This window comes from Flagellimonas hadalis, from assembly GCF_007785775.2.
Lineage (GTDB): Bacteria > Bacteroidota > Bacteroidia > Flavobacteriales > Flavobacteriaceae > Flagellimonas > Flagellimonas hadalis.
Genome location: NZ_VNIK02000010.1, coordinates 14731 through 41658, shown reverse-complemented (window position 1 = coordinate 41658; position 26928 = coordinate 14731). Strand labels below are relative to the sequence as shown.

20 protein-coding genes are annotated in these 26928 nt (G+C 46.3%); 10 read left to right on the top strand and 10 right to left on the bottom strand.

Annotated features, from left to right (window positions below):
* Positions 1-9: 9 nt before the first annotated feature.
* The 8 genes from FOT42_RS13790 to FOT42_RS13755 all read right to left on the bottom strand — a co-directional run bounded on the left by FOT42_RS13790 (position 10) and on the right by FOT42_RS13755 (position 12758).
* Entirely contained in the window at positions 10-2979 is a 2970-nt protein-coding gene (locus FOT42_RS13790; RefSeq protein WP_192938398.1) for a SusC/RagA family TonB-linked outer membrane protein, read from the bottom strand.
* 126 nt (positions 2980-3105) lie between these two features.
* Positions 3106-4122: a LacI family DNA-binding transcriptional regulator gene (locus tag FOT42_RS13785; protein ID WP_151891119.1), complete on the bottom strand. Its 1017-nt coding sequence runs from the start codon at positions 4120-4122 to the stop codon at positions 3106-3108.
* A 165-nt stretch (positions 4123-4287) separates the two neighbouring features.
* Complete coding sequence (locus FOT42_RS13780) at positions 4288-6069, bottom strand: L-fucose isomerase (protein ID WP_151891118.1); 1782 nt, start codon at positions 6067-6069, stop codon at positions 4288-4290.
* A gap of 44 nt (positions 6070-6113) precedes the next feature.
* On the bottom strand, positions 6114-7784 hold the full coding sequence (locus FOT42_RS13775; protein ID WP_151891117.1) for a ribulokinase: 1671 nt from the start codon (positions 7782-7784) through the stop codon (positions 6114-6116).
* 204 nt (positions 7785-7988) lie between these two features.
* Positions 7989-11147 (bottom strand): M1 family aminopeptidase, encoded by a 3159-nt coding sequence (locus tag FOT42_RS13770; protein WP_151891116.1) that lies wholly within the window; start codon positions 11145-11147, stop codon positions 7989-7991.
* Positions 11148-11158: 11 nt separating this feature from the next.
* Positions 11159-12019, bottom strand: coding sequence for an ABC transporter ATP-binding protein (locus FOT42_RS13765; RefSeq protein WP_151891115.1), 861 nt, complete (start codon positions 12017-12019; stop codon positions 11159-11161).
* Positions 12020-12041: 22 nt separating this feature from the next.
* Positions 12042-12245, bottom strand: coding sequence for a helix-turn-helix domain-containing protein (locus FOT42_RS13760; protein WP_151891114.1), 204 nt, complete (start codon positions 12243-12245; stop codon positions 12042-12044).
* Between the two features lie 3 nt (positions 12246-12248).
* Positions 12249-12758: a DUF2975 domain-containing protein gene (locus FOT42_RS13755; RefSeq protein WP_151891113.1), complete on the bottom strand. Its 510-nt coding sequence runs from the start codon at positions 12756-12758 to the stop codon at positions 12249-12251.
* A 282-nt stretch (positions 12759-13040) separates the two neighbouring features.
* Between FOT42_RS13755 and FOT42_RS13750 the strand changes: the two genes are divergently transcribed.
* Positions 13041-14105, top strand: a complete 1065-nt coding sequence (locus FOT42_RS13750; protein WP_151891112.1) for a cellulase family glycosylhydrolase — start codon at positions 13041-13043, stop codon at positions 14103-14105.
* A gap of 12 nt (positions 14106-14117) precedes the next feature.
* Here FOT42_RS13750 and FOT42_RS13745 read toward each other — a convergent pair whose 3' ends face one another.
* Positions 14118-14801, bottom strand: a complete 684-nt coding sequence (locus FOT42_RS13745; RefSeq protein ID WP_192938397.1) for an NUDIX hydrolase — start codon at positions 14799-14801, stop codon at positions 14118-14120.
* Between the two features lie 38 nt (positions 14802-14839).
* Here FOT42_RS13745 and FOT42_RS13740 point away from each other — a divergent pair, with 38 nt between their 5' ends.
* From FOT42_RS13740 to FOT42_RS13720, 5 genes are read left to right on the top strand one after another with little or no spacing between them, the layout of a single operon-like run.
* Positions 14840-15727 (top strand): SDR family oxidoreductase, encoded by an 888-nt coding sequence (locus FOT42_RS13740; protein WP_226789901.1) that lies wholly within the window; start codon positions 14840-14842, stop codon positions 15725-15727.
* A 16-nt stretch (positions 15728-15743) separates the two neighbouring features.
* A complete protein-coding gene (gene uxuA, locus FOT42_RS13735; RefSeq protein WP_151891184.1) occupies positions 15744-16961 on the top strand; it encodes a mannonate dehydratase in 1218 nt (405 codons plus the stop codon).
* A gap of 38 nt (positions 16962-16999) precedes the next feature.
* Positions 17000-18382: a 3-keto-disaccharide hydrolase gene (locus FOT42_RS13730; RefSeq protein WP_226789900.1), complete on the top strand. Its 1383-nt coding sequence runs from the start codon at positions 17000-17002 to the stop codon at positions 18380-18382.
* 1 nt (position 18383) lies between these two features.
* The gene (locus FOT42_RS13725; protein ID WP_151891110.1) at positions 18384-19712 is read left to right on the top strand and encodes a Gfo/Idh/MocA family oxidoreductase; all 1329 of its coding nucleotides are present in this window, start codon (positions 18384-18386) and stop codon (positions 19710-19712) included.
* Positions 19713-19718: 6 nt separating this feature from the next.
* A complete protein-coding gene (locus FOT42_RS13720) occupies positions 19719-20915 on the top strand; it encodes a Gfo/Idh/MocA family protein (RefSeq protein WP_151891109.1) in 1197 nt (398 codons plus the stop codon).
* A gap of 62 nt (positions 20916-20977) precedes the next feature.
* Here FOT42_RS13720 and FOT42_RS13715 read toward each other — a convergent pair whose 3' ends face one another.
* Positions 20978-22009: a LacI family DNA-binding transcriptional regulator gene (locus FOT42_RS13715; protein WP_151891108.1), complete on the bottom strand. Its 1032-nt coding sequence runs from the start codon at positions 22007-22009 to the stop codon at positions 20978-20980.
* 171 nt (positions 22010-22180) lie between these two features.
* On the opposite strand from FOT42_RS13715, the gene FOT42_RS13710 reads away from it, so the two are divergent.
* Genes FOT42_RS13710 through FOT42_RS13695 form a run of 4 tightly spaced genes read left to right on the top strand, consistent with a single transcriptional unit; the run spans position 22181 to position 26914 of the window.
* Positions 22181-23275: a GHMP family kinase ATP-binding protein gene (locus FOT42_RS13710; protein ID WP_151891107.1), complete on the top strand. Its 1095-nt coding sequence runs from the start codon at positions 22181-22183 to the stop codon at positions 23273-23275.
* Between the two features lie 2 nt (positions 23276-23277).
* A complete protein-coding gene (locus tag FOT42_RS13705; protein ID WP_151891106.1) occupies positions 23278-24177 on the top strand; it encodes a sugar phosphate nucleotidyltransferase in 900 nt (299 codons plus the stop codon).
* Positions 24170-25096 (top strand): SDR family NAD(P)-dependent oxidoreductase, encoded by a 927-nt coding sequence (locus FOT42_RS13700; RefSeq protein WP_151891105.1) that lies wholly within the window; start codon positions 24170-24172, stop codon positions 25094-25096. The genes FOT42_RS13705 and FOT42_RS13700 overlap by 8 nt, the downstream gene beginning before the upstream one ends.
* A 6-nt stretch (positions 25097-25102) precedes the next feature.
* Positions 25103-26914 (top strand): sodium:solute symporter family protein, encoded by a 1812-nt coding sequence (locus tag FOT42_RS13695; RefSeq protein ID WP_151891104.1) that lies wholly within the window; start codon positions 25103-25105, stop codon positions 26912-26914.
* Positions 26915-26928 lie beyond the last annotated feature (14 nt).

Genomic DNA, 26928 nt, shown 5'->3' with positions numbered 1-26928 from the left:
CTTGATTTTTTAAAAGGTAACATTCAATCCCAATGATATGGTTCTCGGCATCGGATAGATATCATCACTACCTTGTTCAACATCATAGCCCTGACCGTTTTCAGGGTCTGAACCCAACCAATCGGTGAAGGTGTACAGGTTTTTGGCGCTCAAGGAGACCCTTAGACTGGACAGCTTGAGTTTTTCCAATGTTTTTTGGTCAAAATCGTAGGCGAACGATACATCCCTTATCCGTACAAAGTCACGGCTCATGTACCAGTTGGTGTCCAACGGGTTGCTGTAGTTGAGCCCAGGTCTGTTGTTCGAGCGGTTCTCGGGGGTCCACCATCCAGCATCCAGCTGGTTAAGGCTCCTGCCAGGCACCAACGGATTGATGAGGTTGAAGGGGGCTTCCCACCCCAAAAGCGAGTTCACAAAAACAGACATGGAAAAGTTGCCCATCCTGAAATTGTTCCTCAAACCGAGGATATATCTTGGGTTTGTTCCCGAACCGACCACCGTTCTGTCGTCAGGGGTAATCTCTCCATCACCGTTGAGGTCCTTGACCCTCACAAAGCCAGGTTCCGATCCTTCTGGAATATCGGTGTCACCTTCTTGGTAGATGCCATCGAACACATAATCGTAGAAAGAGTTCACGGGCTGACCGATGAACCAGCTATTGGCCACACTGTCATCTTCCCTGCCATCATTGTCCAGATCGGTGCCAAACAGTTTTACGATTTTGTTCCTGTTGAAGGAGAAGTTAAGGTTACTGCTCCATTCAAATTTATCCGTTTTCACGTTCACAGAGTTCAGCAATACCTCGATACCCCTGTTGTTGGTTTCCCCAATATTGGTCAATATACTCGAGTAGCCACCGGTCACAGGAATGCTCCTGCGGACCAACAGATCTTCGGTCTTGCTGTCGTAAAACTCCACAGTCCCACCCAAACGGCCATTGAACATATTGAAGTCCAAGGCAGCATTGGTGGTATAGGTAGTTTCCCATTTTAGGTCACTGTTGCCCAATGAAGAGGTGACCACACCCAAGCTGCTGCTACCGCCATCTCCGAACACATATCTTTCAGTGTCGGACAAACTCAAGGATTGGTAGGGAGAAATTGCTTGGTTACCCACTGCACCATAAGAAAGGCGTAGTTTCAATAAATTGATGGCAGAATCTTCCTTGAAAAAGGGTTCGTCGGAGATGATCCACGCAAAGGCTCCGGAGGGAAACGAAGTGTATTTGTTGTTTTCGGCGAACACTGAGTTACCGTCCCTTCTTGTGGTCAATGTGAACAGGTAACGGTTCTTGAATCGATAGTTCAAACGTCCCATATAGGAGACCCCTTCTGTCTTTTGGGCAAAAGAGGAGTTAGTGCTCACTGAACCGAGCGAAAGGTCGCCGTAGCCCAGTCCGTCTATGCTCAATTGTTCGGCCGCAGCAGTGGTGGTCTCATATTCCGTGTGGTTGCGGCTATAGAGTAAGGTAAGGTCAAAGGCATGGTCCTCACCAATGGATTTGGTGTAGGTGACAATATTTTCCATAAGCCAATCATAATCGTTCCTGTTGAATTTGGAGGCACTGGTAAGGTTTTCCGTATAGTTGGGGTCTTGTCGCATGTAATTGTAGTTATGACTCCAACGGACATTGGGGGAAAAGTTCAATCTATAGCTTAGGTTACCTCCAAAAAGACCCGTGTTCAATTCCGTATAGAAGTTGCTGAACAGGTTGTTGGATATTTCCTCATTGTCCGTAAAGTAGGCTTGCCAGATAGGATTTTGAACGGCTTGTTCAGAGGCCACAGGGAATCGGGTAGGGCTACCGTCCTCATTAAAGAAGGTGCCGAAAGGACTTGACCTGTAAGCGTTTCTCAGGCCACCTTCAACTCCCGAAAGGTCACGTCGGGTATAAATGGCGTTGACACCCAGTTTCATCCAATCCGTCAGACGGAAATCCAAATTGGTGCGGAAGGTCAACCTGTTCTCCTCATCATTGTAGATAAGTCCTTTGTTGTTGCTAAAGGACGAGGATACGTAATAATTGATGCTTTCCGAACGCCCGGATACATTCAGGTCTATGGAATGTATGGCCCCTTGTTGGGAGACTACATCCCATGGATTTGTAGTGTTGCCGTTGAGGTAGTTCTCGGCTTCTTCAGGGGAGAGATAGTTGGCGATGTTTGCTGGGTTGGCCTCTTGGCCAGTCTGGCTTCTCCAATCCAATCTACGCTCCAAATAACGTTCAGGACTGAGCAATTTGATTTGGTTTGCAGCTTCTGAGAGTCCCGTAAAAACATTCAGCTTCACGGAAGGCTTGTCAGAGGTTCCTTTTTTTGAGGTCACCAAAATGACCCCGTTGGCCGCACGGGAACCGTAGATGGCCGTGGAACTGGCATCCTTAAGGATGTCTATGGTCTTGATGTCCTGTGGGTTGATGTCGTTCAAACTTCCATTAAAGATGATACCGTCCAGTACAACCAAGGGATTGTTCTCCCCACTGAGGGAGTTCTGCCCCCGGATCAGGATGCTACCGCTCTGGCCTGGTCGTCCGTCGCCGATGAACTGGACACCTGCCACCGTGTTCAACGATTGGGTGATGTTCACGTTGGGGAGGTCCTTGTTTACTTCTTCCAGATCTATGGAAGATATCGCACCGGTCACGTTCCTTTTGCTCTGCGTACCGTAACCGACAACGACGACCTCGTCCAATTTGCTGACATCCTCGGCAAGGATGACATTGATAACGGATTCATTGTTGACCGGAATCTCTTGGGTCAGGTATCCGATATAGCGGAAAATGAGCGTTGCATTGTCCGAAGGGACTTCGATACTGTAGTTCCCATCAAAGTCGGATATGGTACCGGTATTCGTTCCCTTTACCAAGATGCTGACCCCGGGGAGGACTTCCGAGGCGTTTCCCTCCGTAATGGTTCCTGTCACCATTTTTTGTGACCAGGCTTCGGTAATGCAAGCAAATGCCACAAGGAATAGGCACATCAATAAGCGAATTGATGGTTTAGTTTGTTGTTTCAAATTTTTAGTGTGCATGTTTGGTGGTGTTAAGTAGTTATGACATTCCTTTTTTATTTAAACGTTTAAGCATATGTTGAAAAAATTTACATTCTAAAGTTCCGACTCCACGCCGGTTTCAAGTTTGGTCCCAAGCTGAATTTTTTGGTATTTCTTGCCCTTTCCCTCAATATCGTCAATGAGCAAAGACAATGCTGTTTGTCCCATTTTTTTGATAGGTTGGTTCATATAGGGTATAAAATTTTCCAGAAAGTGGTAGGTCGAGTTTTGGTCAAAGACAATGACATCCACCTTTTTTAGGATGTCCCTGTCCATACCCAGCATTTGCCGGAGCCCCTCTTCGGCCAAGGTATTGGTTTGAAAATAGATGGCATCCACTGGTTCGTTGCTGAAAAGTTCGTTGATGGCTCTTTTCATTTCCTTTTTTGGGGATTCCCGATCGATTTTCACCACAAGTTTCTCGTCCACGACCATCCCAGCCTGTTCAAGAGCCCGGTAATAGCCATCACACCTGTCCGCAAAGTGGGCCAATTTGGATTTATAGGCTACTGTGGCGATTCTTTTGTGTCCTTTCTGGATCAAGTGGTCCGTAGCTGATACGGAAGCGGAAACATTGTCAATGATGACACAATTGGCTTCCATATCCTTAAAATATCTATCTATTAGCACAACACTTGTTTTTTGTTTCAATAAGTTTGAAATGGAAGGCTTGGAATCCTGAGGTGGAGCGATTATAAATCCATCCACTTGTCTGCTCAACAGAAATTCCAACACCTTGTCAAACTTTTCTTTTTTTTCATCCGACGAGCCAAATATCACTGTATAGTCCCGCAGAAAAGCTTCGTCTTCTATCACTCTTGCCAAATTGGAAAAGAAGGGGTTCGAAATATCTGCCAAAATGACCCCGATGGTCTTTGTTTTGTTGGTTTTTAGACTTCGAGCATTTAAATTTGGCTGATAGTTCAACGCTTTGGCCGCTTTAAGGATTTTTTGGGCCGTTTCCTCCGAAACCCTATTTTCCTTTCCTTTGCCTGTCAATACATAGGAAACCAATGGGATGGATACGCCTACTTCTTTGGCAATATCTTTTAGTGATACCTTTGGTTTCATGGTTGCTTTAACGTTTAAACAAACGTAGAAAATAATTTAGTAACACACAAATAAAATTTCGTGTTTTGGTAAAAAAGATTGCTCCAAATTGCCAAATCCATTATTTTCCTGTTGTTTTTTTATCACCTTCGCCATTGGTTTCGCAGTATCGATGCAAAAATCTTGTCAGTACAAAGGGCCATAGTTGTTACAGGCACGATAGTCGGCCGATTCTTCATGCATACCGAATGAGGCCCAATCCTTGGGTCTGAAAATCCGTTCTTCCTCAACATTGTGCATGTTCACAGGGATCCGCAACATGGAAGAAAGGGTAATCAGGTCATGGCCAAAATGTCCATAGCTGAACGCACAATGGTTCGCTCCCCAATTGGCCATCACGGCATAGACATTTTTAAATGGCTTGCTATCGTTCAGTTTGGGAACGAACCATGTGGTCGGCCAAGTGGGGTCGGTTCGAAGATCTAAGGTATTGTGTACCTCTTCCGGAAGTTCCACGGTCCACCCTTCGGCAATCTGCATCACCGGTCCCAGGTCCTTTACCATATTGATTCTACAAATGGTGACAGGCATCCCTCCTTTGGTCACAAAATGGGAGGAATAGCCCCCTCCACGGAAGTATTCGTACATGGCTGGTGGCCAATCGGTCGCGGCCAGGCAGTCATCCACTTCTTCTTGGGAAATTTCCCAAAAGGGTTTCATGGCAGGGTTACCATCCTTGGTCTGCCTTCCTGTCCCATCCAAGGTGGAGGAGCCTGAGTTGATCATATGGATGATGCCATTGGCCGCCCTTCCCTCCAAAGTATGCCCGGTCACCCTTTTTACCGATTCTGGGCTCCAATAGGTCCTAACGTCGGAGAACATTTGGGCCTGATTGGTGAGCAGGTAGCCGAACAACATGGACACCCCATTGAGGCAGTCATTTTCAGTGGCCATGATGAATGGGTTCCGGATTCCGTTCCAATCAAAGGAGGAGTTGAGCAGGGCCTCCATGAAATCCCCATTCGGCATATAATCGTTCCATTGCCTTTGCCCCTGGAAGCCAGCTGCTATGGCATTATGTCCCAAAGCCTCTTCCCCAAAGCCATTTTCCTTTAAAACAGGATTTCCGATCATGAGGTCCCTGCAGATCATCGTCATTTTCACAACGATTTCCCATTCCTCATCCATGCGCTGTCTGGTCTTATGGATGCGTTCCGGATTGCGGTTTTTGCCTTCCATACAGTGCTCTTTGACCCAAACAAGGGCCTTTTGGAATTCCTCTTGGTCAAAGATATTGTGCTCTAACCTTCGGTTTACCTCGCTCATGTCCACATACTCGTTTCGCATGCCCAGGTAGTCCTGAAAAAAGCCTTCGTTGACTATGGAACCTGCAATGCCCATGGACACAGAGCCGATGGACAAATAGGACTTGCCTTTCAGTTGTGCCACCACAAGGCCCGATCGGGTGAACTGCAGTAGCCGTTCCTCAACATCTTCGGGAATTTCCGTACTGTCAATGTCCTGGACATCCACACCGTAGATGCTGAAAGCAGGGAGTCCTTTTTGCACATGGCCTGCCAAGGCGGCTGCCAGATATACTGCTCCTGGACGTTCTGTACCATTGAATCCCCAAATGGCCTTGGGACGTGTAGGGTGCATGTCAATGGTTTCGGTGCCATAGCACCAGCACGGCGTTACGGTAATGGAAAGGCCCACACCTTCCTTCACGAATTTTTCCTCACAAAGCTGGGCTTCGGGCACGCGACCGATCGTAGAATCGGAAATCACGCACTGTACCGGACTGCCATCAGGATATTTAAGTTTGGAGGATATCAGTTCCGATACCCTCTCGGCCATGTCCATGGTGGTCTTTTCCAGGGATTCCCTGATACCGCCCAAACGGGCATCGATCACGGGCCTTATCCCGACTTTGGGAAAGGTTTTCATTAGGTTGTCAATTTTTGTCATATCGGTATTTTTAATTTTTATGTGCTATTGGAAATGAGAATTTTTTAATAGTTCAGGCTTTCCACAAAAGTTCCAAAATCAGTGTAGCGTAGGTAGAGCTGATGGTATTTCTGGACATTTTCGGGAATGGGATGGAACTCTTTCATGAACCCGGATCCCATGGTCTTTTGGGCTTCTTCAAAAGAGTTGTGAAGCTTACAGGCCACGGCGGCGGCCATCGCGGCCCCAAGGGCCACAGGTTGTTCGGCCTTGGCCACCTTGATGGGTTGGTCAAGCACATCTGCAAGCACCTGCATCACAAAATTGGATTTGTGCGCCACTCCGCCTATGGCGATGATCCCCTCTATCTGGACATTCTGTTCTTTGAAATGAGCTATAATTTTTTTGGATCCAAAAGCGGTGGCTTCCACAAGTGCACGGAACATGGCCGGAGCGGTGGTACCCAAGGTAAGTCCGGTGAACCCACCTTTCAGGAGTTGGTTGGAAAATGGGGTTCTTCTACCATTCATCCAATCCAATGCAATGGGACCGGTTTCGGATAAAGGAAGTTTTTCTGCTGAGATACCCAATTCAGGCAATAATTCACCGGTCACCTTATCGATAATGGTTTGTTTGATGGAGCCATCGATATTCCCATCCTTTTCGAGGATGTGGCGCAGCGGCCAACTGATTACCTCCCCGAACCAAGCATAAATGTCACCAAAAGCAGCTTGTCCTGCCTCAAAACCGATCCTGTTGGGCAGAACGGAGCCGTTTACTTGTCCACAAATACCTTCTACCGTCCCGTTTACCGTTTCTTTTGGCGCCACCAGCATATCGCAGGTCGAGGTGCCCATTACCTTTACGAGCCAACCATCCTGTATTTCTCCACCAATGGCCCCGATATGGGCATCCAGTGAACCCACTCCCACAATGGTGTCGGCCGGCAATCCAAATTTCTGTGCCCATTCCGGCGAAAGTGTCCCGGCAACGGCATCCGAAGTAAAAGTGGCCTTGCCCATCCGTTGGCGAATGTCTTCCAGGCTAGGGTCGAGCCTCTTAAAGAAATCCACTGGGGGCAAACCGTCCCACTCTTCGTGCCACATGGCCTTATGACCGGCAGCACACCTACTTCTTTTTAAATCCAAAGGGTTGGTCTGCCCCGTAAGTAGGGCGGTGAACCAATCGCAGTGCTCTACCCAAGAGAACAACTGCTCTTTGACGCCCACATCATTTCTGAGAACATAGATGAGCTTGGCCCAAAACCATTCGGATGAATATTCGCTTCCCATGTATTTAGTATAGTCCACGGGATGTCCTTCTCTGCATTTTTGGTTGATTTCTGCTGCTTCCCCAATAGCGGAGTGGTCCTTCCAAAGGAAGAACATGGCGTTGGGATTGTTGGCAAAACTTTTTTTCATGGATAGGGGGGTGCCCTCCCGGTCCACGGCAATGGGGGTGCTCCCCGTACTGGCGACCGAAATTCCCTTGACTGCGGACAAATCATCTTGATTTAATTGTTGAACGGCTTCTTGCATGGCCAGCTCAAAACTTTCGATGTGATCCAATGGGTGTTGGCGGAATTGGGATTGCCCGGGCCTGCAATAAAGCCCATCGCCCCATCGCTTGAAACGGGCACTCCCCGTGGCCAATATATTGCCATCAAATGCATTGACGAACTGTACCCGAACCGAGTCAGTGCCAAAATCGACCCCGATTGTATTTTTCTTTATCATTTTATAGTATTCGTAAAAACAACTATTTGCTTTATCGATTAAGCAAGATTATGCAATAATTTTTTAACTTCAAAGAAAAAGAGTCCCATATCTTGGAATTTTAATGTTTAGGCAATGCTTTGCTAAATGGATGCAAAAATGCGCGGAAGACCCTGCCTTCCACCCATGCTAGTGCGCTTCACATCCATTATGGGAAATGGTTTTCTATTCAAAAAGGTCCAAGATCTTTTGATGATGGGTTTCATCGGAAACCTTCAGGATCTCATGCAATAGATCCGTTGAAATAGGTTTGGTGTCGGGGTGACCATATTTTTTCAGAAATTTCTTCAATGCCAAATTCAATTGTTGTTCCCCAATGAGTTCGCTCAGTTCCACAAATACTACAGCTCCTTTGGAGTAGGCCATATAGAGATTTTCCGTATTGGCCTTCAGTAGGGAACTTTCTTTATAAAACCCCCTCTCCGCATCATAGATCTGCTGATGCATGGCCACACGTTCCATCATTTTGGCTTTGCCGTGCATCCGTTTGTAGAGCATCATTTCGGTATACATGGCCAGACTCTCAGTGAGCATCGCATGCCCCTCACGATAATCAGGATCGATTTGGTTGGTGCCCCACCAAAAATGGGCAACTTCATGCCCGGCAAGTTCATTGACCACATCTTGGTTTTGCTCATTGGTTATATTGGCATTGAAGGTCATGTTCTCTGTCATAAAGATGACCCCGGGATAAGCCGTACCTGCAAAACCTTTGGTGAAAGCGGATACCTCAGCAAAGGTGACCGACCTAAAAGAGTAGGGGCCAAAATTCTGGATGCAATAACCCAGCGCTAGTCGGGTATTGGCAATCAAATGGTCCACATTGTGGTGATGCAGAGGGTTATATAGTACCCGTATGACAATACCGTCGTGGTCAACTTCTTTAGAGGCATATGTTGCCGAAGCTACTGCGAAACGAAACGGGATGGACTCTGCGCGGTATTCGAAATAGTTTCGTCCCTCACTGTTCCATTGCTTTCTTAACTCGCCCGTGCCTATGGCAATCTGGTCATCGGAAGTGGAAATTTTCATGGAAAGGCCTATAAAATCATCCACCTTGATTTTTTTGGCTTCCAGTGGAAGCAAAGCGGTTGCCTCTCCCAAGCCTTGCGCCTTGCGAAATTCAACATCTGAAATCTCCCTGCCCGCATCATAACCGAACATCGGAAAGAATCGGCTGATCCGCAGAAAGGAACCGTTTTTAAGGATGGCATTGAAGGATTCATGGCCGTTGATCGGCTTCCATTGGTATTTTAGTTCAAATGCAAGCGTAGCTGAATCCTGTGGCGACAACCCTTCTTTCAAATGGATTTCCGAGATGTGTGTGCCTATCTCGTGCCGTTCGTTTCTGTGCTGATAGACCAGGGAAACCAATTCAAAGTCTTTCGGGACGTTCAAAAGAATCGAGTCTATGGTTCGTGTTTGTTTGTTTTTGATCACGTAACTTCCCTTGATGTGATAGGCCTGACTTTCAGGAAAGAGATCTATGTGGGCAATAACATCGGATATGGTCGGCTGGGGACTAATTTGATAGCTTCTATAGCTTTTTTCATAGTTGGCCCTTTCGGTCATTTCACTGTCCTTATCCTTTTTCTCATAACCATCCAGAAAACGAGAACCGCTTATGACTCCCAAGAGCATACAGGTCAAAAACCCCAACACTTTTATGGTCTTCCTTTGTTGTGACCTTAACCAACGATAGGTGATAAAGAATGCTGTGATCAACGCAAATCCAAAGACCAATCGCCATAAGAATGAATGTAGGTAAGGACCATAACCCAAAAAATCGCTGTAAGGACCACTGTAGCCCGATAAAAACCGCAGCACGGGATTGGTAATGATGCTTTTGGAGACTGGAGTGGCCAATGCCAAGAACACCAGGATGGAAACACCCAATGCAAGGGATTTTTTCTGGGAGATGCTGTTGACCAAAAGCAAAAAGAAAGATAGCAACAATAGCGGAAAGGTATTGAAAACCACGACGCCAAAATAGGCTTGCCAATCCACCACGGAATAGTGGAACAATAGCTGAAAGACCAAGGCCTCAAAGATCATCAACCCTGTGAGGTAACCGACCAACATGACGATACTGCCCATATGTCCCAGCCATTTTTCCTTCGCATAATAGGCAGTGTCCTGAATGATCGAAAACCCAGAGGCATTGCTACGCCAATAGATGTCGTTCACGAAATATACCATGACCAAGGCTCCAATAAAATAAAAGTTGGAATTGATGGTCTGGGCCAAAAGCCCGGAGCTGGCGTATAGTTGTGGCATCCGGATTCCCATATCAATGTCACCATACATTTCCATGCCCACATAAAATAGGAGCAGGGCCGAAACTGCAACCAAAGCAATGCTCTTGAACAGGTAAACCATGTCAATTTTCATGAAGGATACAATGGCCCGCCATTTGGTATTTGGATGGAACCATGTAGGCGCAACCATGAAAGGGATATGGGCATGCTCCATCTGCAATGGAATGGTTTTCTTTTCCACTTTACCTTTATAAATAGGCAGAAAAGAAAATGCTCTAACTCCCCAATACAGCATTCCAAAAGAAAGAATGGCAATTCCCCACCTATTGATCAACAAGAAATTGGAAAATGGTACCACTCCAAGGTTCCGCTGCTCTACGGTCAAATCCTTTGCTTCAAAGAAATATGCGGAAAGGCCGAATATATCCACAAGTGAAGAAATTTGCTGTGCCATCAGTGATTGTGGCAAGGATTGCGCCATGAAAGGGGCATTGGTGAAGACCATGGAAACCATGTATACAATGTAGAGCAATAGACCCGTAACGGCCACCAAGAGTTTGTTTTGGAACTTTTGCGCAACGAAAAACAAAATGCCACACACCAATAGGGTATTGGTAACACCAAACAGGGCAAAGGGGTACAGAAAATGCCAAAGGTGAAAACCAACGTTCATTTGGCTCGACGACTGGGCATGGAGACCAATTACATAGGCTACTATCAAGAGTAAAAAACCAAGCAATGTCAACACGAAAAAAGAATAAAACCGCATCAAGGCAAAACCACGCTTACGGATCGGGGTAGAAAATACAATCAAATCAAAGTTGGCATCCGACTCCTTGAACAACACAGAAAATGCCAATACCGTGGCCATGAAGATAATGGTCAAGCTCATCAGTCCTACCATGAACCCCACAGAGTAGGGGGCATTGACCGCAAGATTGTCACCAACAGAAATATTGAGTTTATATCCCACCCAAAAGCCAATCGCCAAATAGACCATCATAGCGCCGTATGCGGCTTTTTGCCGCAAGGCCATACGGATATCGTTAAAAAAAATGGGGCCCATGCCTTGGTTTTTTATAAATGGTTAAAGTAAACATCCTCCAAACTGGGTGTTGTGCCGTGGAAACCTTTTGGGCAATCATCAGCATACACCGTAACATGCATAACCTTCTCTATCAGTTGTTTGCTGATGACCCTGTGTGTGGCCTCAATGTGTGGCAGTTCGGTTTTTTTGATGGGTTTTCTCCAAAGTTTTTTATTCAATTGCCCAATGAAATCATTTGGTGTGCCTTGGGAAACGATTCTTCCTTGTTTGATGATGGCCATGGTGGAGCAAAGATTCCGAACATCTTCCACCAAATGAGTAGACAGCACAATGATAATGTCCTCACTGATATCACTCAATAAGGTATTGAAACGGTTCCGCTCCTCTGGATCCAATCCTGCGGTGGGTTCGTCAACAATCACGATTTTTGGATTCCCGAGCAGTGCCTGTGCCACCCCAAAACGTTGTTTCATACCACCGGAAAAAGTGTGGACTTCCTTGTTTTTTACATCAAGCAGATTGACCTTTTGTAGGAGATTGATGATTTGCCCATGGCGTTGTTGTTTGTGGCGGACCCCTTTTAATTGGGCCAAATGGTCCAGTAGATTATAGGTGGAAACCTTGGGATACACCCCAAAATATTGTGGGAGAAAACCTAGGTGCTTTTGCAGGTCAAGCGGGTTTTTGACAATATCAGATCCGTTGAAATGGAGTTCTCCTTCCGTCGGTCGTTGTAGCCCAACGATGGTTTTCATGAGGGAGGATTTCCCAGCCCCATTGGGCCCAAGCAATCCAAATATGCCATTCCCTATCTCTAAATTTATGGCAGTAAGTGCCTGGTATCCGTTGCCATAGGCAAGGGATACATTGTCAATTTTCAATGTATTCATGGTGTTTTATTTAAAGCAGAGGCTATTCTACATAGTCGATGATGTCTCCAGGTTTACAATCTAGGGCCTTGCATATCGCTTCGAGGGTTTCGAATCTCACGCCCTTGGCCTTTCCGTTTTTGAGCACGGACAAATTTGCAGGTGTAATGCCAATGGCTTCGGCCAAGTCCATGCTTTTCATTTTTCGCTTGGCGAGCATCACATCGATATTGATAACAATTGGCATATTTTAGATATATAGGTCCTGTTCGTTTTGCAAGGTAAGCCCTTGGTTGAAGATCTCTGATATGATAAAGATGAAAATTCCAAGGAACAGATGCAGAACTGCTATCAAGTACACTTCATTTTCAATTTCGATGAAAAAGGACGAGAGGGCAATCAGCAATGCTGGCAAAAAAAGGTTGACCAAGTAAAATCGTTTCAGGTGGCCAATATTCCCCAAGGTGAACAACCTGTTTTGGAAGAACACCTTGAACACTTTGGAGAGCAGCCAAAAAAATAGGGTATAGGAGAAAACGGGCAGCAAAAATGCAAACAGCAAATAAGGCGTGTTACTGTCCAAAATCAAAAATGAACTGTCCGTGAAAGGGAAATTGATGATTTTTTGGTAGCCTTGTACCTGGATGTTGGTTTTGCTGATCCAACTAAAAGCACCATATAGGCCTGTAATCAGGTACAACCAGGCCAAGACCCTTGTGATTGTATATAGAACTTTGGAAACGAATGCCGTTTTTTTCATTTTGTGAAAATCTTGTTTATTGTTGCAAATATATAAAAATATATCGTTTTACGATAATAATATATTTTTTTATTAAAATTGATTTCGACTTCGATGCGTTTCGCTTTTCAAGCAAATAGGTTTGAGCAGAAATGATTTTGTCAACAAAACAACCCAATTCAATCATCGGATCAATAATCAAGATTGTCTTATCGAACCCAAGTCAGGGATTTTTGTATATTCAAACGATTTTTTTCAGATCGATTATAAAATCATCAAACCTCTACAACTTAAAAGAAAGAAATGGGAACAAAGAAAACAACTGCAATTGTCTTTTTGATGCTATCCGCCCTTATATCGGCACAATCCACCCAAAATGAAAAATGGTCCATTGAAAAGGCCGAAAAATGGTATTCGCAATACAAATGGCTGAACGGGGCCGATTTTATCCCCAGCAATGCCATCAACCAATTGGAAATGTGGCAAGGCGATACTTTTGATCCCGTTACCATCGATAGGGAATTGGGCTACGCCCAAGGCATTGGAATGAACGTGATGCGGGTGTACCTCCACAGTCTGGCCTACAAGCAAGATCCCAAAGGATTCAAGGAACGGATGGACACCTATCTGGATATTTCAGCAAAGCGGGGCATAAAGACTATGTTCGTGTTCTTTGATGATGTTTGGGGCAAGGAACCCAAAGTGGGGAAACAACCAGAGCCCAAAACCGGCACCCACAACTCCGGATGGATGCAAGATCCCGGAGATCCAGCTTCCAAAGAACCCGCCAATTTTCCTTTTTTGGAGATTTATGTTAAAGATATATTGGAGACCTTCAGGAACGACGATAGGATATTGCTTTGGGACCTGTACAACGAACCTGGCAACTCGGGAAAAGGAAACGATTCCATGCCTTTGTTGCAGGCCATATTCAAATGGGCAAGGGAAGTAAACCCTTCACAGCCCCTTTCGGCCGGCATATGGTCATGGGGATTGGTGGATTTGAATGCTTTCCAAGCCCTCAACTCCGATATCATCACCTACCATCACTACGGTCCTCCTGAAGATCACAAACTGATCATTGAACTCCTAAGGACCCATGGAAGACCCATGATCTGTACCGAATATATGGCCCGTACACGGAACAGCCGTTTCTCCAACACCATGCCCATGTTGAAAAAGGAAAACATTGGGGCCATCAATTGGGGATTGGTCAAGGGAAAGACCAATACCATCTACCAATGGGACACGCCCATAGACAGTGGCGAAGAGCCAGTGGAATGGTTCCATGACATTTTCAGGAAGGACGGAACGCCCTATCGACAGGATGAGGTGGATCTCATCAAGAAATTGAACGGGCTCGAATAGTGTTGTAAAGTACTATTCCAATTCATAGAGCATGGGGCCTCCCTTTACTCCAGCTTTTACTTTACCGGTACTTTTAAGGATATCCATTTGGAAGATACGCTTCCTAAAGTTCCGCTTGTCCAGTTCAAGGCCCAAAATATCCTCATACAGCTTTTGCAGTTCGGTGAGGGTAAAGGTCTTGGGCAGTAGTTCACCCACAATGAGCCTATCCTTGAGGTTGTTCTTTAAAAAAAGATGGGCATCGTGGATGATCTGGGCATGGTCGAACCCCAAATTTTTGGGGATGTCATCAATATCGAACCAAGCAATCTGTTCCACATTTCCCTTTAGGGAAAACGGATGGTCCCCCGGTTTTACCATGGCATAGAACGAGACCGTGATGACCCGTTTGATGGGGTGCCTGTCCAAGGCCGAATATACTTTCACCTGCTCAAAATGGATGTCCTTCACCCCCGTGAGGGCAAACAAGATCTTGTTGGCGCAATCTTGAAGCGTTTCATCCGCCTCCATGACTCCCCCGGGCAACAACCAATGGTCGGTAAAGTCGCCGACGGACCTTTTGGTCAATAGTAGCTTCAAGCGATGGTCCACATATCCAAAAACAGCGATATCCGTGGTTATGGGACACGCAAATGAATCAGTGTTTACCTGATAATTTTGAGGAATTTTAGGTGTGTGGTTATTTTTATTGGTCATTTGTTTTTTTTCGTGGAACAAAACACATAATTTAGCAAATGTGTCAAAGGTACACAGAAATAACATTTGAAGAAAGAATTATCAAAGATTTTGATTGGTTGGACCAGATGGGAAATGAGTTGTTCAATATTTCGGGAAGAGTGATCCTGATTACAGGAGGAACGGGTATTCTTGGTGGAAGTATGACCGAATATCTGCTAGGGGAAGGTGCAAAAGTTGTTCTTCTGGGACAAACTGAGGCCAAGGTGGAAGACAAAGTGGAGCAGCTAAAAAAGGTGTACCCAGATGTGATGGGTTTTGCGGGAAATGTCCTTGATAGGGATTTCTTGGAAAAAGTAAAGGATGATGTTGTGGGGACCTGGGGAACATTGGATGTGCTGATCAATGCGGCAGGCGGTAACATGCCCGGTGCCGTGATAGGCGAGGGGCAGACCATATTCGATTTGGAGATGGACGATTTTAGAAAGGTCTCCGAACTGAACCTGGACGGTTCTGTGGTCCCTTCCCTGGTTTTTGGAAAGCAAATGGCCGAACAAGGCCGTGGATGTATCCTGAACATATCTTCCATGGCAGCCACCAGGGCTCTCACCCGCGTGGTCGGCTATTCCGTGTCCAAAGCTGCCATCGATAATTTTACCAAATGGATGGCTACCGATCTGGCCCTGAAATTTGGGGAAGGATTGCGGGTCAATGCCATTGCCCCGGGATTTTTTATCAGCAACCAGAACAGGAACCTTTTGCTGAAAGAGGATAGTAGCTATACCGATCGGGGCAAGACCATTATTACGAACACGCCCATGAAACGATTTGGAAAGGCGGACGAATTGCACGGTGCGGTCCATTGGCTCATCAGCGATGCGGCCAGTTTTGTAACAGGTGCCATCATCCCTATCGATGGGGGATTTAATGCATTTAGCGGTGTATAAGGAACATAAAAAGAACATGGGGCTGGAACAGACGTGGCGTTGGTATGGCCCGTCAGACCCCGTTTCATTGAAAGACATCAAAATGGCAGGGGCCACTGGAATAGTGACAGCCCTGCACGATATCCCCAATGGCGAGATATGGCCCGTGGAAAAGATTGCGGAACGAAAGGCCCTTATTGAAGCCGAAGGGTTAAGGTGGTCCGTGGTGGAATCCCTTCCGGTACACGAACAAATCAAGACCCGATCGGGCCATTTTGAGATACATATTAAAAATTACAAGAAGAGTTTGGCCCATTTGGCCCAATGCGGAGTGGAGGTGGTGTGCTACAATTTCATGCCTGTTTTGGACTGGACCCGTACAGACCTGGCCTACGAAGTGGCAGATGGCTCCATGGCCCTGGCCTTTGAATTTAATGCCTTGGCAGCGTTTGATCTGTTCATTTTGAAGCGCCCCCGAGCGGAAGAAAGCTATACAAAGGAACAAGTGACCGCGGCAAGACAATATTTCGATGGAATGTCCAAAGCGGCCATCCAAGAATTGACCAAGAACATCATAGCAGGGTTGCCTGGGTCTTCGGAAAGCTATTTGGATTCCCAACAGGGAGATGGACTTAAAAGGTTCCAATCCATTTTGGACACCTATGCCGACATTGATGCAGATACCATGCGGAGCAACTTGGTCCATTTTCTAAAAGAAGTGATTCCCGTGGCCGAAGAACATGGTGTACGGATGTGCATCCACCCAGATGACCCGCCCTTCTCCATCTTGGGTCTGCCCAGGATCATGTGCACTGCATCCGATTATGCCCACATATTTTCTGAAGTGCCCTCATTGCACAACGGATTTACCTTCTGTACAGGTTCATTGGGGGTCAGGCCCGATAACGATTTGGGGGACATGTTTGACCAATTTGCGGAAAGGATCCATTTTCTGCACCTGCGAAGCACACAGCGGGATGACAATGGTAATTTTTACGAAGCCAACCACTTGGAAGGGGATGTAGATATGTTCGATATTGTACAAAGGGCTCTGAAAGAACAAAATCGACGTAGGCAAGCGGGCCGAAAGGACCATTGGATACCGATGCGACCCGATCACGGACATCAAATGCTCGATGACCTCAACAAGCACACCAATCCCGGATATTCAGCCATAGGACGGCTCAGAGGATTGGCAGAACTTAGGGGACTGATGATGGGTATAGAGCGGTCCATGCAACCAGGACCTTCATAAAATGGTACAGGACTGATTTGAAATTAAATTTTATTAAAATGGCACATAAAAAAAACAAAGTAATGTATTTGGCACTGTCCCTCTTTTTGGTTTGGGCCTGTGAAGAATCCCCGAAAGATGACACCCCTTGGGTGGATTTGTTTGATGGTTCGACACTGGATGGCTGGACCCAAAAAGGGGGCACAGCCCATTATGAAATCAAAGAGGATGCTATTGTTGGGTCTACGGTCCATGATACCCCCAATTCCTTTTTGACCACGGACAAGATGTACGATGATTTCATTCTGGAACTGGACTACAAAGTGGATTCCACCATGAACTCAGGAATCCAGATCAGGAGCAACAGTTTTCCCCTTTATCAAAATGGTAGGGTGCATGGCTATCAAATTGAAATAGACCCTTCGGACAGGGCTTGGAGTGCAGGCATTTACGATGAGGGTCGAAGAGGTTGGCTGGTCAACTTGGACAATAATCCCGATGCGCAGAAAGCTTTCAAGCAAAATGATTGGAACCATTACCGCATCGAAGCCATCGGGGACACCCTAAAAACATGGATCAATGGGGTGCCCGCCGCCCATTTGATAGACGACAAGACCCCGAGTGGATTTATCGCCCTTCAGGTGCACAGTATCAGCAAAGATCAGAAAGAAGGTACCGAGATCGCTTGGCGAAACATCAAGATTTTGACAGACAGCCTTTCCAAATACACCAAGGAAATGCCTTTGGCCCCCGTAGTGACCCAAAACCAGCTCACCATAGATGAGGCCAAGAATGGTTGGAAACTCCTTTGGGACGGCAAGACCACCAACGGTTGGAGGGGTGCCCGTTTGGACAGTTTTCCGGATAAGGGCTGGGAAATGAAGGAAGGCGTATTGACCGTTCTGTCTTCGGGCGGAGAAGAATCGGCGGCCGGAGGGGACATTGTCACCACCGATGTGTATGGCGATTTTGAATTGAAGGTCGATTTTAAACTCACCGAAGGCGCCAACAGCGGCATCAAATATTACGTGAACACCGATCTGAACAAAGGCCCGGGATCGTCCATTGGTTTGGAATACCAGATTTTGGACGATGAAAGACACCCCGATGCCAAACTTGGTAACCATGAAGGAAGCCGTACTTTGGCCTCTTTGTATGATCTGATCAAGGCGGACCCCGATAAACCTGCCAACCCCATTGGGGAATGGAACACGGCCCATATCATTTCAAAGGATAACCATGTGGAGCATTGGCTCAATGGCATGAAGGTCTTGGAATATGAGCGCGGAAGCGATGATTTCAAAAAATTGGTATCCGAAAGTAAATATGTGGTGTGGCCCAATTTTGGCGAAGCCCCGAATGGCCCTATTTTATTGCAGGATCATGGGGACAGGGTAAGTTTTAAGAACATCAAGATAAAAACCATCAACAACGAACAGTAATATGGGAACAAGACGCGATTTCATCAAAAAGACAACAACGGGAACTGCTGCCGTCACCTTGGGCGGATTGGCTTTTCCTTCATGGGCCAATGCCCGGATTTTAGGTGCCAATGACCATATCAACTGTGCCGTGATCGGTGTGAGGAGCAGGGCAAAGGCCCATGTATTGGCCATCCATCAGGATCCCAATGCCAAGATCTTGTACAACTGTGATGTGGACGACAACATCATTGAAGAGCACAATGCATGGTGCCAGGAACACATAGGCTATGTGCCGAAAGTAGAGAAGGACTTTCGCAAAATATTGGAGGACAAAGATGTGGATGCCATTTTCATTGCCACCCCGGAGCATTGGCATGCCCCCATGGCCATCTTGGCCCTTCAGGCGGGAAAACATGTGTACGTGGAAAAACCATGTAGCCACAATCCCTATGAAAATGAACTTCTAGTGGCCGCACAGAATAAATACGGCAAAAAGGTACAGATGGGCAACCAGCAACGGTCTGCCAAGACGTCCAAGATGGCCGTTGATGATATCCGCAATGGAGTAATCGGCGAGGTATTCAAGGGAGAGGCCTATTATTCGAACAATAGGGAGTCAATCGGTAAGGGAAAAGCAATTGATGTACCTCCGACCTTGGATTGGGAACTCTGGCAAGGCCCTGCGCCCCGTGAAGGTTACAGGGACAACATCCATCCTTATAATTGGCATTGGTTCAGGAATTGGGGCACTGGTGAGATACACAACAACGGCACCCACGAGATTGATATCTGTCGCTGGGCACTGGGGGTAAACCTACCAGAAACGGTCACTTCGTTCGGCGGAAAATATACCTATGACGATGATTGGGAATTTGTGGACAACCAGCAGGTGACCTATACGTTTCCAGGGGAAAAGTTCATCACATGGACATCCCATAGCCGTGGAATCATGAAACCCGAAAGACCGGGTAGGGGAGCTACCATTTATGGTAGTAAGGGAGTGATCGAACTGGATCGTAATTTTTACAAACTATATGATTTGGCCGGAAATCTCATCAAAAATGAAGAGGAAGATTCTATCAGTGCCACCCTCAACACCCAGGGTATTGGAGGTTTGGACATTGACCATGTGGCCAATTTCTTCAACGCCATTCGAAAAGATATATCCCTGAATTCCGACATCAATGAAGCCGGTGTTTCCACGATGCTCTGTCACTTGGGAAATATGGCACAGGATGCTGGACACACCCTCAAAATTGATACCAAAACAGGCAAGGTACTGAACAGTGAAAAGGCCATGCAAAACTGGAAAAGGGAATACGAAAAGGGATGGGAACCTACGCTTTAAACTAGTATGAAACGACGTGATTTTATTGTGAAGGGGAGTTTGGCCAGTTCGGCCGCCCTGTATGCGCCTACCGTTTTGGGATATGGAACCTCGAGTGCCAACGGGACCATCAATGTAGGCGTCATCGGCACCGGGGACCGTGGCGGAGGAATGATTCCCTTCATCAACCAAATCCCCAACATGCGGGTAGTGGCCTGTAGTGACATTATCCCTTTCAGGCTCAGTTCCGGGTTGGAAAAAGTTGATGGAAAAGCAAAGGGCTATTCGGATTACCGGAAATTGTTGGACGATAAGGATGTGGATGCCGTTTTGGTGGCCACTCCGTTCAGTACGCATTCCCAAATCGTGGTCGATGCCCTAAAAGCAGGCAAGCATGTGTATGGTGAAAAAACGATGGCGAAAGGATATGATGGCATAAAGGACCTGGTCCAAACTGCCGATAGATCAGACAAGATATTTCAGGCCGGTCACCAATACCATAGTTCCCGATTGTACACCCATATCGTGGATGAGATCAAGAAAGGGAAAATAGGCAAAATAACCGCATTTGAATGCCAATGGAACCGAAATGGCGACTGGCGAAGGCCCGTTCCGGACCCCAAATGGGAGCGTATGATCAATTGGCGTATGTACCGCGAATTTTCAGGAGGCCTTCTGGCCGAACTCTGTTCACACCAGTTGGACTTTGCCAATTGGGTACTGGGTTCCATGCCCGAAAAGGTGATGGGCATTGGTGGCATAGACTACTGGAAGGACGGTAGGGAGACCTATGACAACATCCACTTGATCTATAGCTATCCCCAAGGCGTAAGGGCCACCTTTACCTGCCTGACCAGTAATGCCATGGGCGATTACAAAATAAAAGTGTTGGGTGACAAAGGAGCGTACGTACTGGACTATGTAAAGGCCTGGTTCTATCCTGAAGGTAGCTACCAAAAAGAAAAGGGCGAGGTTGACGGCGTTTCTGGCGCCACCTTGAACTGGGACGAAGGAAAAGGTATTCCCGTTCTGTTGGACCATGAGGATCCAAGTAAACAGGCATTGATCGATTTTAGGGACAACATAAGGGACAACACCTTGCCCATCCCCAATGCCAAAACGGGTGCCATGGCTGCTATCTGCGTGCAGATGGGCCTCGATGCCATGTACAACAATACCATTGCAGAGGCAGACCAAAGACTTGTCAAAGAAATTTTGGGTTGATCTTGATATAGCCCTTTTCTGATGTTGGACCTTATAAGGCCAAAATTCGTGACTTATTTTGGTCAGAGATAACTTTTGACGTTTTCAGAATTGATGATCTCAATGGGAAGAAATTGCTTTTTGGGATACTCCTTTTTGAACAATAGTTTCTCCACAAGACTCTTAAGGGACAAGGAAGCTTGCATTCGAGGTGCTTGATGGATCAGGAATTGGATTTTGCCTTCGGTCAGGTATTTAATGTTCTCCTGAAGAAGGTCATAACCCACTACAATGCCATTTTTGTTCAATAGCTCAAGAGTGCGGGCAACTTCATAGGTTTTTGAAGTAGTCACAAAGAAGACATTCACACCATGGCTCTCTATAAAATCCAACAGGGTGCTATGGATATTATCCGTATTGATGGTTTTGGTGAATATGTCATACTTGGCGGCATAGGTCTCGTAAAAAGATTTGAACCCTTCTTCTTTTTGCTGCATATGGATGGCATTGTTGAATGCTTCATCTATGTGGACGATACCTATTTTTGATGTCGAAGGATCCAGAAAATCACTTATGAGCTTGGCGCCGACCCTCCCACTCAAGTAAAGGTCTTGCCCCACGTGTTGGTCAACATGGTTTCTGGGCATACTGTTGAAAGTTGCGGAGAGGATGCCTTTTTTGTTCAACTTCCGTAAGAGCACATCACTTTCCCGTTCAAAAAGAGGGACAAACAATACGGCATCTGGAGATTTACGGATCAGCCTGGCACCAACTTGAGAGAATGATTCGGACTCGGAAGGATCAAAATAGTGGACGGAAATATCCACATCGAAGGCCTCGTATTCGGTGATTATTTCCATGATGCCCTGTTGGCAAGGAAGCCAATACGAATCTTTTTGCGGATCGGGGACGAGAATGGAAATGGCATATACTACATTGTTTTTTAGGGAGCGGGCCAAAGGGTTGGCTTTATAATCCAGTTCTTTGAGGGCGTCATTGACCTTTTGAAGGGCTTTTTCCGAAACTTTACCCCTATTGTGTATCACCCGGTCCACAGTGCCTATGGAAACATTGGCCACTTTGGCGATATCCTTTATTGTGATTTTTTTCTTCATTTCCAACAAATATATCTAAAATGGAAAACTAAGTCATGTTAACGATAACACTAAATTTGTGTGTACGTACACATTTTTTTATATATTGCACCCAAATCAAGGCTGGACCCTAGCTTTAATAAGTTGATTTTAAAATATAAATAAGTGATAGGCAATTTGTTATACACTGATATGGACCTGCATGATATCATTGTCCAGGCCCCAGGTCGGACCTGTTTGTTCGGCGACCACCAAGATTACTTGGGGCTGCCCGTGATCGCCTGTGCAATTGACAGGCATATTAGCCTAAGGGCAAAGAAAAATACAAGGAATGTACTTTTTATTGACAAACCGGATATTGGTGAACAGAGGACAATAGATTTGCGGTCTGTTGGAAGGTCCGCTGAAAAGGGAGACCATTTTATGGCCGCGCTCCAGATTTTGGAAACACATGGCTGTGTGCCCGGTCACGGTTACGACATTACCTTATCTGGAAATATAGCCATCAACGCGGGCACCTCAAGTTCAAGTGCCGTTATTATGTCCTGGATCCAGTTCCTGGTCACAGCATTTGGATGTGATGAGCCTATCACCAATGAGTTCATTTCAAGGATGGCATACGAAGCGGAAGTCAAATATCATGGATTTCCCGGAGGTAAAATGGATCAATACAGTATTGGCCTTGGGAACATCATTTACCTCGAAACGGGAGAAGATCTTTCCTATGAGGTATTTCACAAGAAACTGCCAGGACTTATTGTGGCCGAATCAGGAATCCCAAAAGAGACCACAGGTGTATTGGGGGAGCTTCGGCAGAAGGCCCAATTGGCCATCAACAAGGTAAGGGAAAATATACCGGGGTTTGACATAAAACAAGCTACAAGGGAAACTTTTTCCACCTATATGGAACTTGTCCCCGAGGACCTAAAAATCTATTTCGAGGCAGCTGTTCTGAACCATGATGTGACACAGCGTGCTTTGCTGGAATTCCGAAAACCTACATTGGATTTTGTAAAGATCGGAAGTTTGATGAACGAACACCACATGGTACTCAGGGATTACCTGCACATTACCCTTCCGCTCATTGATGAGATGGTGGAAGGAGCCTTGGATGCGGGTGCTCTTGGCGCCAAGATCGTTGGTTCGGGTAGGGGAGGAAGCATTGTGGTCTTGGCCCGGGAGGAAGAACAGGAAAAGGTGATAGCCGCTTTGAAAAAGGCAGGTGCCAAAGATGCCTATGCCGTTAATGTGGACCCTGGAGCCAGTATAATCAAATCAAAAAAATAAAAATGGACCCAATTTCAAGTTTAGTGATTCTGGCCGGAGGCGCATCCTCAAGGATGAAAAAGGAAGCTGCCCAACAAGAAGGGTTGAGCGCCGAGGATATCAAACAGGCAAACGAGCGTAGCAAAGGATTGATAGGGGTTGGACAACAAGGCCGTCCCTTACTGGATTATGTGCTCTATAATGCGAAAAAGGCGGGCTACACCAAAATTTATATCGTCATTGGAGAAAATGGACAACTTTTCAGGGAATTCTATGGTTCCGGTAAAAGCGGGGGAGTGTTCCACGGAATGGAAATTTACTTTGCGACCCAATATGTCCCAAAGGACAGGGTAAAACCATTTGGTACGGCAGATGCCCTCTATCAAACCACAGAACAGTTCCCAGAACTGAACACCAGAAGATATTCCGTTTGCAACAGCGATAACCTCTACTCAGTGGAAGCATTCAAGGCCTTGCGAAATACCGAAGAACCCAATGTCTTTATCGCATATGATCGGGATGCTATGGAATTTCCGGAAGAACGGATTTCCCGTTTTGCACTGGTAAAACTAAATGAAAAGGGATATCTGATGGATATTATGGAGAAACCCGAAGCTGACCAAATAGATGCCTACAAGGATGCCATGGGTAAGCTACGGGTAAGTATGAACGCCTTTACTTTTGATGGGGTAAAAATGGCCCCTTATTTGAAAAATTGTCCGATCCATCCCCAGCGGAATGAAAAAGAACTGCCCACGGCCCTTCTGAACATGTTGGGAGCGTATCCGGAAACAGCCATAGGCATCCCATTATCGGAACATGTTCCGGACCTTACGGCCAAAGAAGACATTGTTGATGTGAAAAATTATCTCGAAAAACACTATCCCATCTTGGATTGGGAAGAAAGCCTGAAGAATGGATAAATACATCATTACCGGTGGGGCTGGCTTCATAGGGAGCCACATAGCAGAAGCTTTGTGTGCACAGGGACATAGGGTAGTGGTGGTGGATAGCCTGAGAACAGGTTTTCAAAAAAACATTGCACATTTGGATGTCGATTTTGTGGAAGAAGACATCCGTAACCATCAGGCGATAACATCCTTGGCCAAGGAAGCCAAAGGAATCTTCCACCTTGCGGCATTGGTCAGTGTACCGGAGTCGTTACAGTTGATGGAGGAATGTCTGCAAATCAATGTGCAAGGAACTTTGAATGTGTTGGATGCAGCCAAAGAGACCCCAGGGTGCAAAGTGATTCTTTCCAGTTCGGCGGCCATTTATGGCAACAACCCCACATTGCCAAAGGTGGAGAACATGCTTCCAGAACCCATGACGCCCTATGCGGTGACCAAGTTGGATGGGGAGTTTTACCTACGGATGTATGCCGACCAATGGAATGTCCCAACGGCCTCTTTGCGTTATTTCAATGTTTTTGGCCCCAGGCAAAACCCCAAGTCCACTTATGCCGCGGCTGTTCCCATCTTTATCCAGAAAGCACTTTTGAACGAACCCTTGACCATTTATGGTGATGGGGAACAGACTAGGGACTTTGTTTATGTAAAGGATGTGGTCGCTGCCAATCTGTTCGCATTGGAAAAAGGAGACCAAGTCTACAATGTTGCCTTGGGGCACAGTACAAGTATCTTGGAGTTGGCCAACAAGATTGTTTCGTTGACAGGCTCAAAATCCCAGATCATTTTTAAACCCGAAAGGGCAGGGGATGTTAAGCATTCGCAATCGGATGTGACCAAATTCAGGTCTTTGGGATATGTTCCAAAGTATGATTTGGACAGTGCTTTGGCAGAGACCATTGCACATTATGAACAAGAGTATTTAAAAAAGTAGGATTCTATGGTAGCATTGGACTTTTGGGATTACATCATCATTTTTAGTTTTTTCGCCATAACCTTGGGCATAGGTCTTTACGTGTCCAAGAGTTCCGGTAGGAGCAGCGCCGAATATTTTCTATCGGGACGGTCCATGCCCTGGTGGTTGTTGGGCATGTCCATGGTGGCCACCACCTTTTCCACCGATACGCCAAATCTGGTAACAGATATTGTAAGGACCAATGGTGTATCCGGGAACTGGGTCTGGTGGGCATTTCTTTTGACGGGACTTTTGACGGTTTTCATCTATGCCGGACTATGGAGAAGATCCAATGTAAATACTGACCTTGAGTTTTATGAACTGAGATATGGAGGGAAACCCGCCCGATTTTTGAGGGGCTTCAGGGCCGTTTATCTTGGGGTCATCTTCAATGTCATCACCATGTCTGCCGTTACCTTGGCAGCCATTAAGATAGGAGGTATCATGTTAGGTCTGGAACCATGGCAAACAGTGGTCTCAGCAGGACTGATCACGGTGACCTTCAGTGCTGTGGGAGGGTTCAAGGGAGTGGTCTATACAGATTTTGTACTGTTCTTCGTAGCGATGGCCGGGGCGGTCGGGGCCGCGTATTATCTCGTCAACCTTCCCGAAGTGGGAGGGTTGGATGCCCTGTTTTCACACGAAAAAGTCAAGGATAAGCTGGAAATAGTGCCGGATGTCAACGATATGGGATCATTGATCCCACTTCTGATCATCCCTTTGGCCGTACAGTGGTGGAGTTCATGGTATCCTGGGGCCGAGCCGGGGGGCGGAGGATATATCGCCCAGCGCATGCTTTCGGCAAAGAATGAGAAACATGCCATTGGGGCCACCTTCTTTTTCAATATCATGCACTATGCCGTTCGTCCCTGGCCCTGGATTTTAGTTGCCTTGGCCTCATTGGTGGTCTTTCCCGACCTGGAAAGCCTCCAAAGGGCATTTCCTATAGTTTCCGATGATAAACTGGGCCACGACTTGGCATATTCGGCCATGCTTACCAAACTTCCAACAGGACTGTTGGGGCTTGTTTTGGCATCCTTGGTGGCCGCTTACATGTCCACAATATCCACCCAGCTCAATTGGGGTTCCTCATACATTGTATATGATTTTTACAAACAGCGCATCAATCCCAAGGCGTCCGAAAAGCAATTGGTGCGCGTAGGGCGATTGGCCACGGTCGGATTGATGGTGCTGAGTGCACTCTTGGCCCTTTTGTTACAAAATGCACTCCAACTTTTTGAGATACTGCTCGTCTTTGGTGCGGGTACAGGGCTGATCTTTATCCTCAGATGGTTTTGGTGGCGCATCAACGCATGGAGTGAGATTACGGCCATGTTCGTTTCAGGGGCACTTTCCTTGATCTTGAAACTTACTCCTATTGGCACATATCTCTTCGCAAAGGATACTGGCATGATGCCGGATTGGTCCGAATATATTGTAGTGGTTTTGGTGACCACTTTGGCTTGGCTGGTAGCTACCTATATCACACCACCGGAGAATAATAGGGTATTGTATCATTTTTATGAAAAGATACGGCCTGGCGGACCTGGATGGAATAAGGTTGTGGAGGATGCCAGTGTTGATGGTGTGGAACTGGAGACAGGCAAAAAATGGAGCGTTCCAAGTGGCATCCTGGCTATGTTGGTGGGATCCATCATGATCTACAGTAGTCTTTTTGCCGTTGGATATTGGATCTATGGAAGATGGTTCTGGGCGACACTCCTGACCCTTTTGGCCATGGCAACAGGAACAATACTGCTCCTATTGTGGAAAAGAATAAAGGGAAACTTGGAATAAATAAAAGACAGATT

Bases quoted from the DNA above. Each gene is read 5' to 3' on its own strand.
- FOT42_RS13790 (WP_192938398.1), bottom strand. From the start codon at position 2,979: ATGTGCCTATTCCTTGTGGCATTTGCTTGCATTACCGAAGCCTGGTCA.
- FOT42_RS13785 (WP_151891119.1), bottom strand. From the start codon at position 4,122: ATGAAACCAAAGGTATCACTAAAAGATATTGCCAAAGAAGTAGGCGTA.
- FOT42_RS13780 (WP_151891118.1), bottom strand. From the start codon at position 6,069: ATGACAAAAATTGACAACCTAATGAAAACCTTTCCCAAAGTCGGGATA.
- FOT42_RS13775 (WP_151891117.1), bottom strand. From the start codon at position 7,784: ATGATAAAGAAAAATACAATCGGGGTCGATTTTGGCACTGACTCGGTT.
- FOT42_RS13770 (WP_151891116.1), bottom strand. From the start codon at position 11,147: ATGGGCCCCATTTTTTTTAACGATATCCGTATGGCCTTGCGGCAAAAA.
- FOT42_RS13765 (WP_151891115.1), bottom strand. From the start codon at position 12,019: ATGAATACATTGAAAATTGACAATGTATCCCTTGCCTATGGCAACGGA.
- FOT42_RS13760 (WP_151891114.1), bottom strand. From the start codon at position 12,245: ATGCCAATTGTTATCAATATCGATGTGATGCTCGCCAAGCGAAAAATG.
- FOT42_RS13755 (WP_151891113.1), bottom strand. From the start codon at position 12,758: ATGAAAAAAACGGCATTCGTTTCCAAAGTTCTATATACAATCACAAGG.
- FOT42_RS13750 (WP_151891112.1), top strand. From the start codon at position 13,041: ATGGGAACAAAGAAAACAACTGCAATTGTCTTTTTGATGCTATCCGCC.
- FOT42_RS13745 (WP_192938397.1), bottom strand. From the start codon at position 14,801: ATGACCAATAAAAATAACCACACACCTAAAATTCCTCAAAATTATCAG.
- FOT42_RS13740 (WP_226789901.1), top strand. From the start codon at position 14,840: ATGTGTCAAAGGTACACAGAAATAACATTTGAAGAAAGAATTATCAAA.
- uxuA (WP_151891184.1), top strand. From the start codon at position 15,744: ATGGGGCTGGAACAGACGTGGCGTTGGTATGGCCCGTCAGACCCCGTT.
- FOT42_RS13730 (WP_226789900.1), top strand. From the start codon at position 17,000: ATGGCACATAAAAAAAACAAAGTAATGTATTTGGCACTGTCCCTCTTT.
- FOT42_RS13725 (WP_151891110.1), top strand. From the start codon at position 18,384: ATGGGAACAAGACGCGATTTCATCAAAAAGACAACAACGGGAACTGCT.
- FOT42_RS13720 (WP_151891109.1), top strand. From the start codon at position 19,719: ATGAAACGACGTGATTTTATTGTGAAGGGGAGTTTGGCCAGTTCGGCC.
- FOT42_RS13715 (WP_151891108.1), bottom strand. From the start codon at position 22,009: ATGAAGAAAAAAATCACAATAAAGGATATCGCCAAAGTGGCCAATGTT.
- FOT42_RS13710 (WP_151891107.1), top strand. From the start codon at position 22,181: ATGGACCTGCATGATATCATTGTCCAGGCCCCAGGTCGGACCTGTTTG.
- FOT42_RS13705 (WP_151891106.1), top strand. From the start codon at position 23,278: ATGGACCCAATTTCAAGTTTAGTGATTCTGGCCGGAGGCGCATCCTCA.
- FOT42_RS13700 (WP_151891105.1), top strand. From the start codon at position 24,170: ATGGATAAATACATCATTACCGGTGGGGCTGGCTTCATAGGGAGCCAC.
- FOT42_RS13695 (WP_151891104.1), top strand. From the start codon at position 25,103: ATGGTAGCATTGGACTTTTGGGATTACATCATCATTTTTAGTTTTTTC.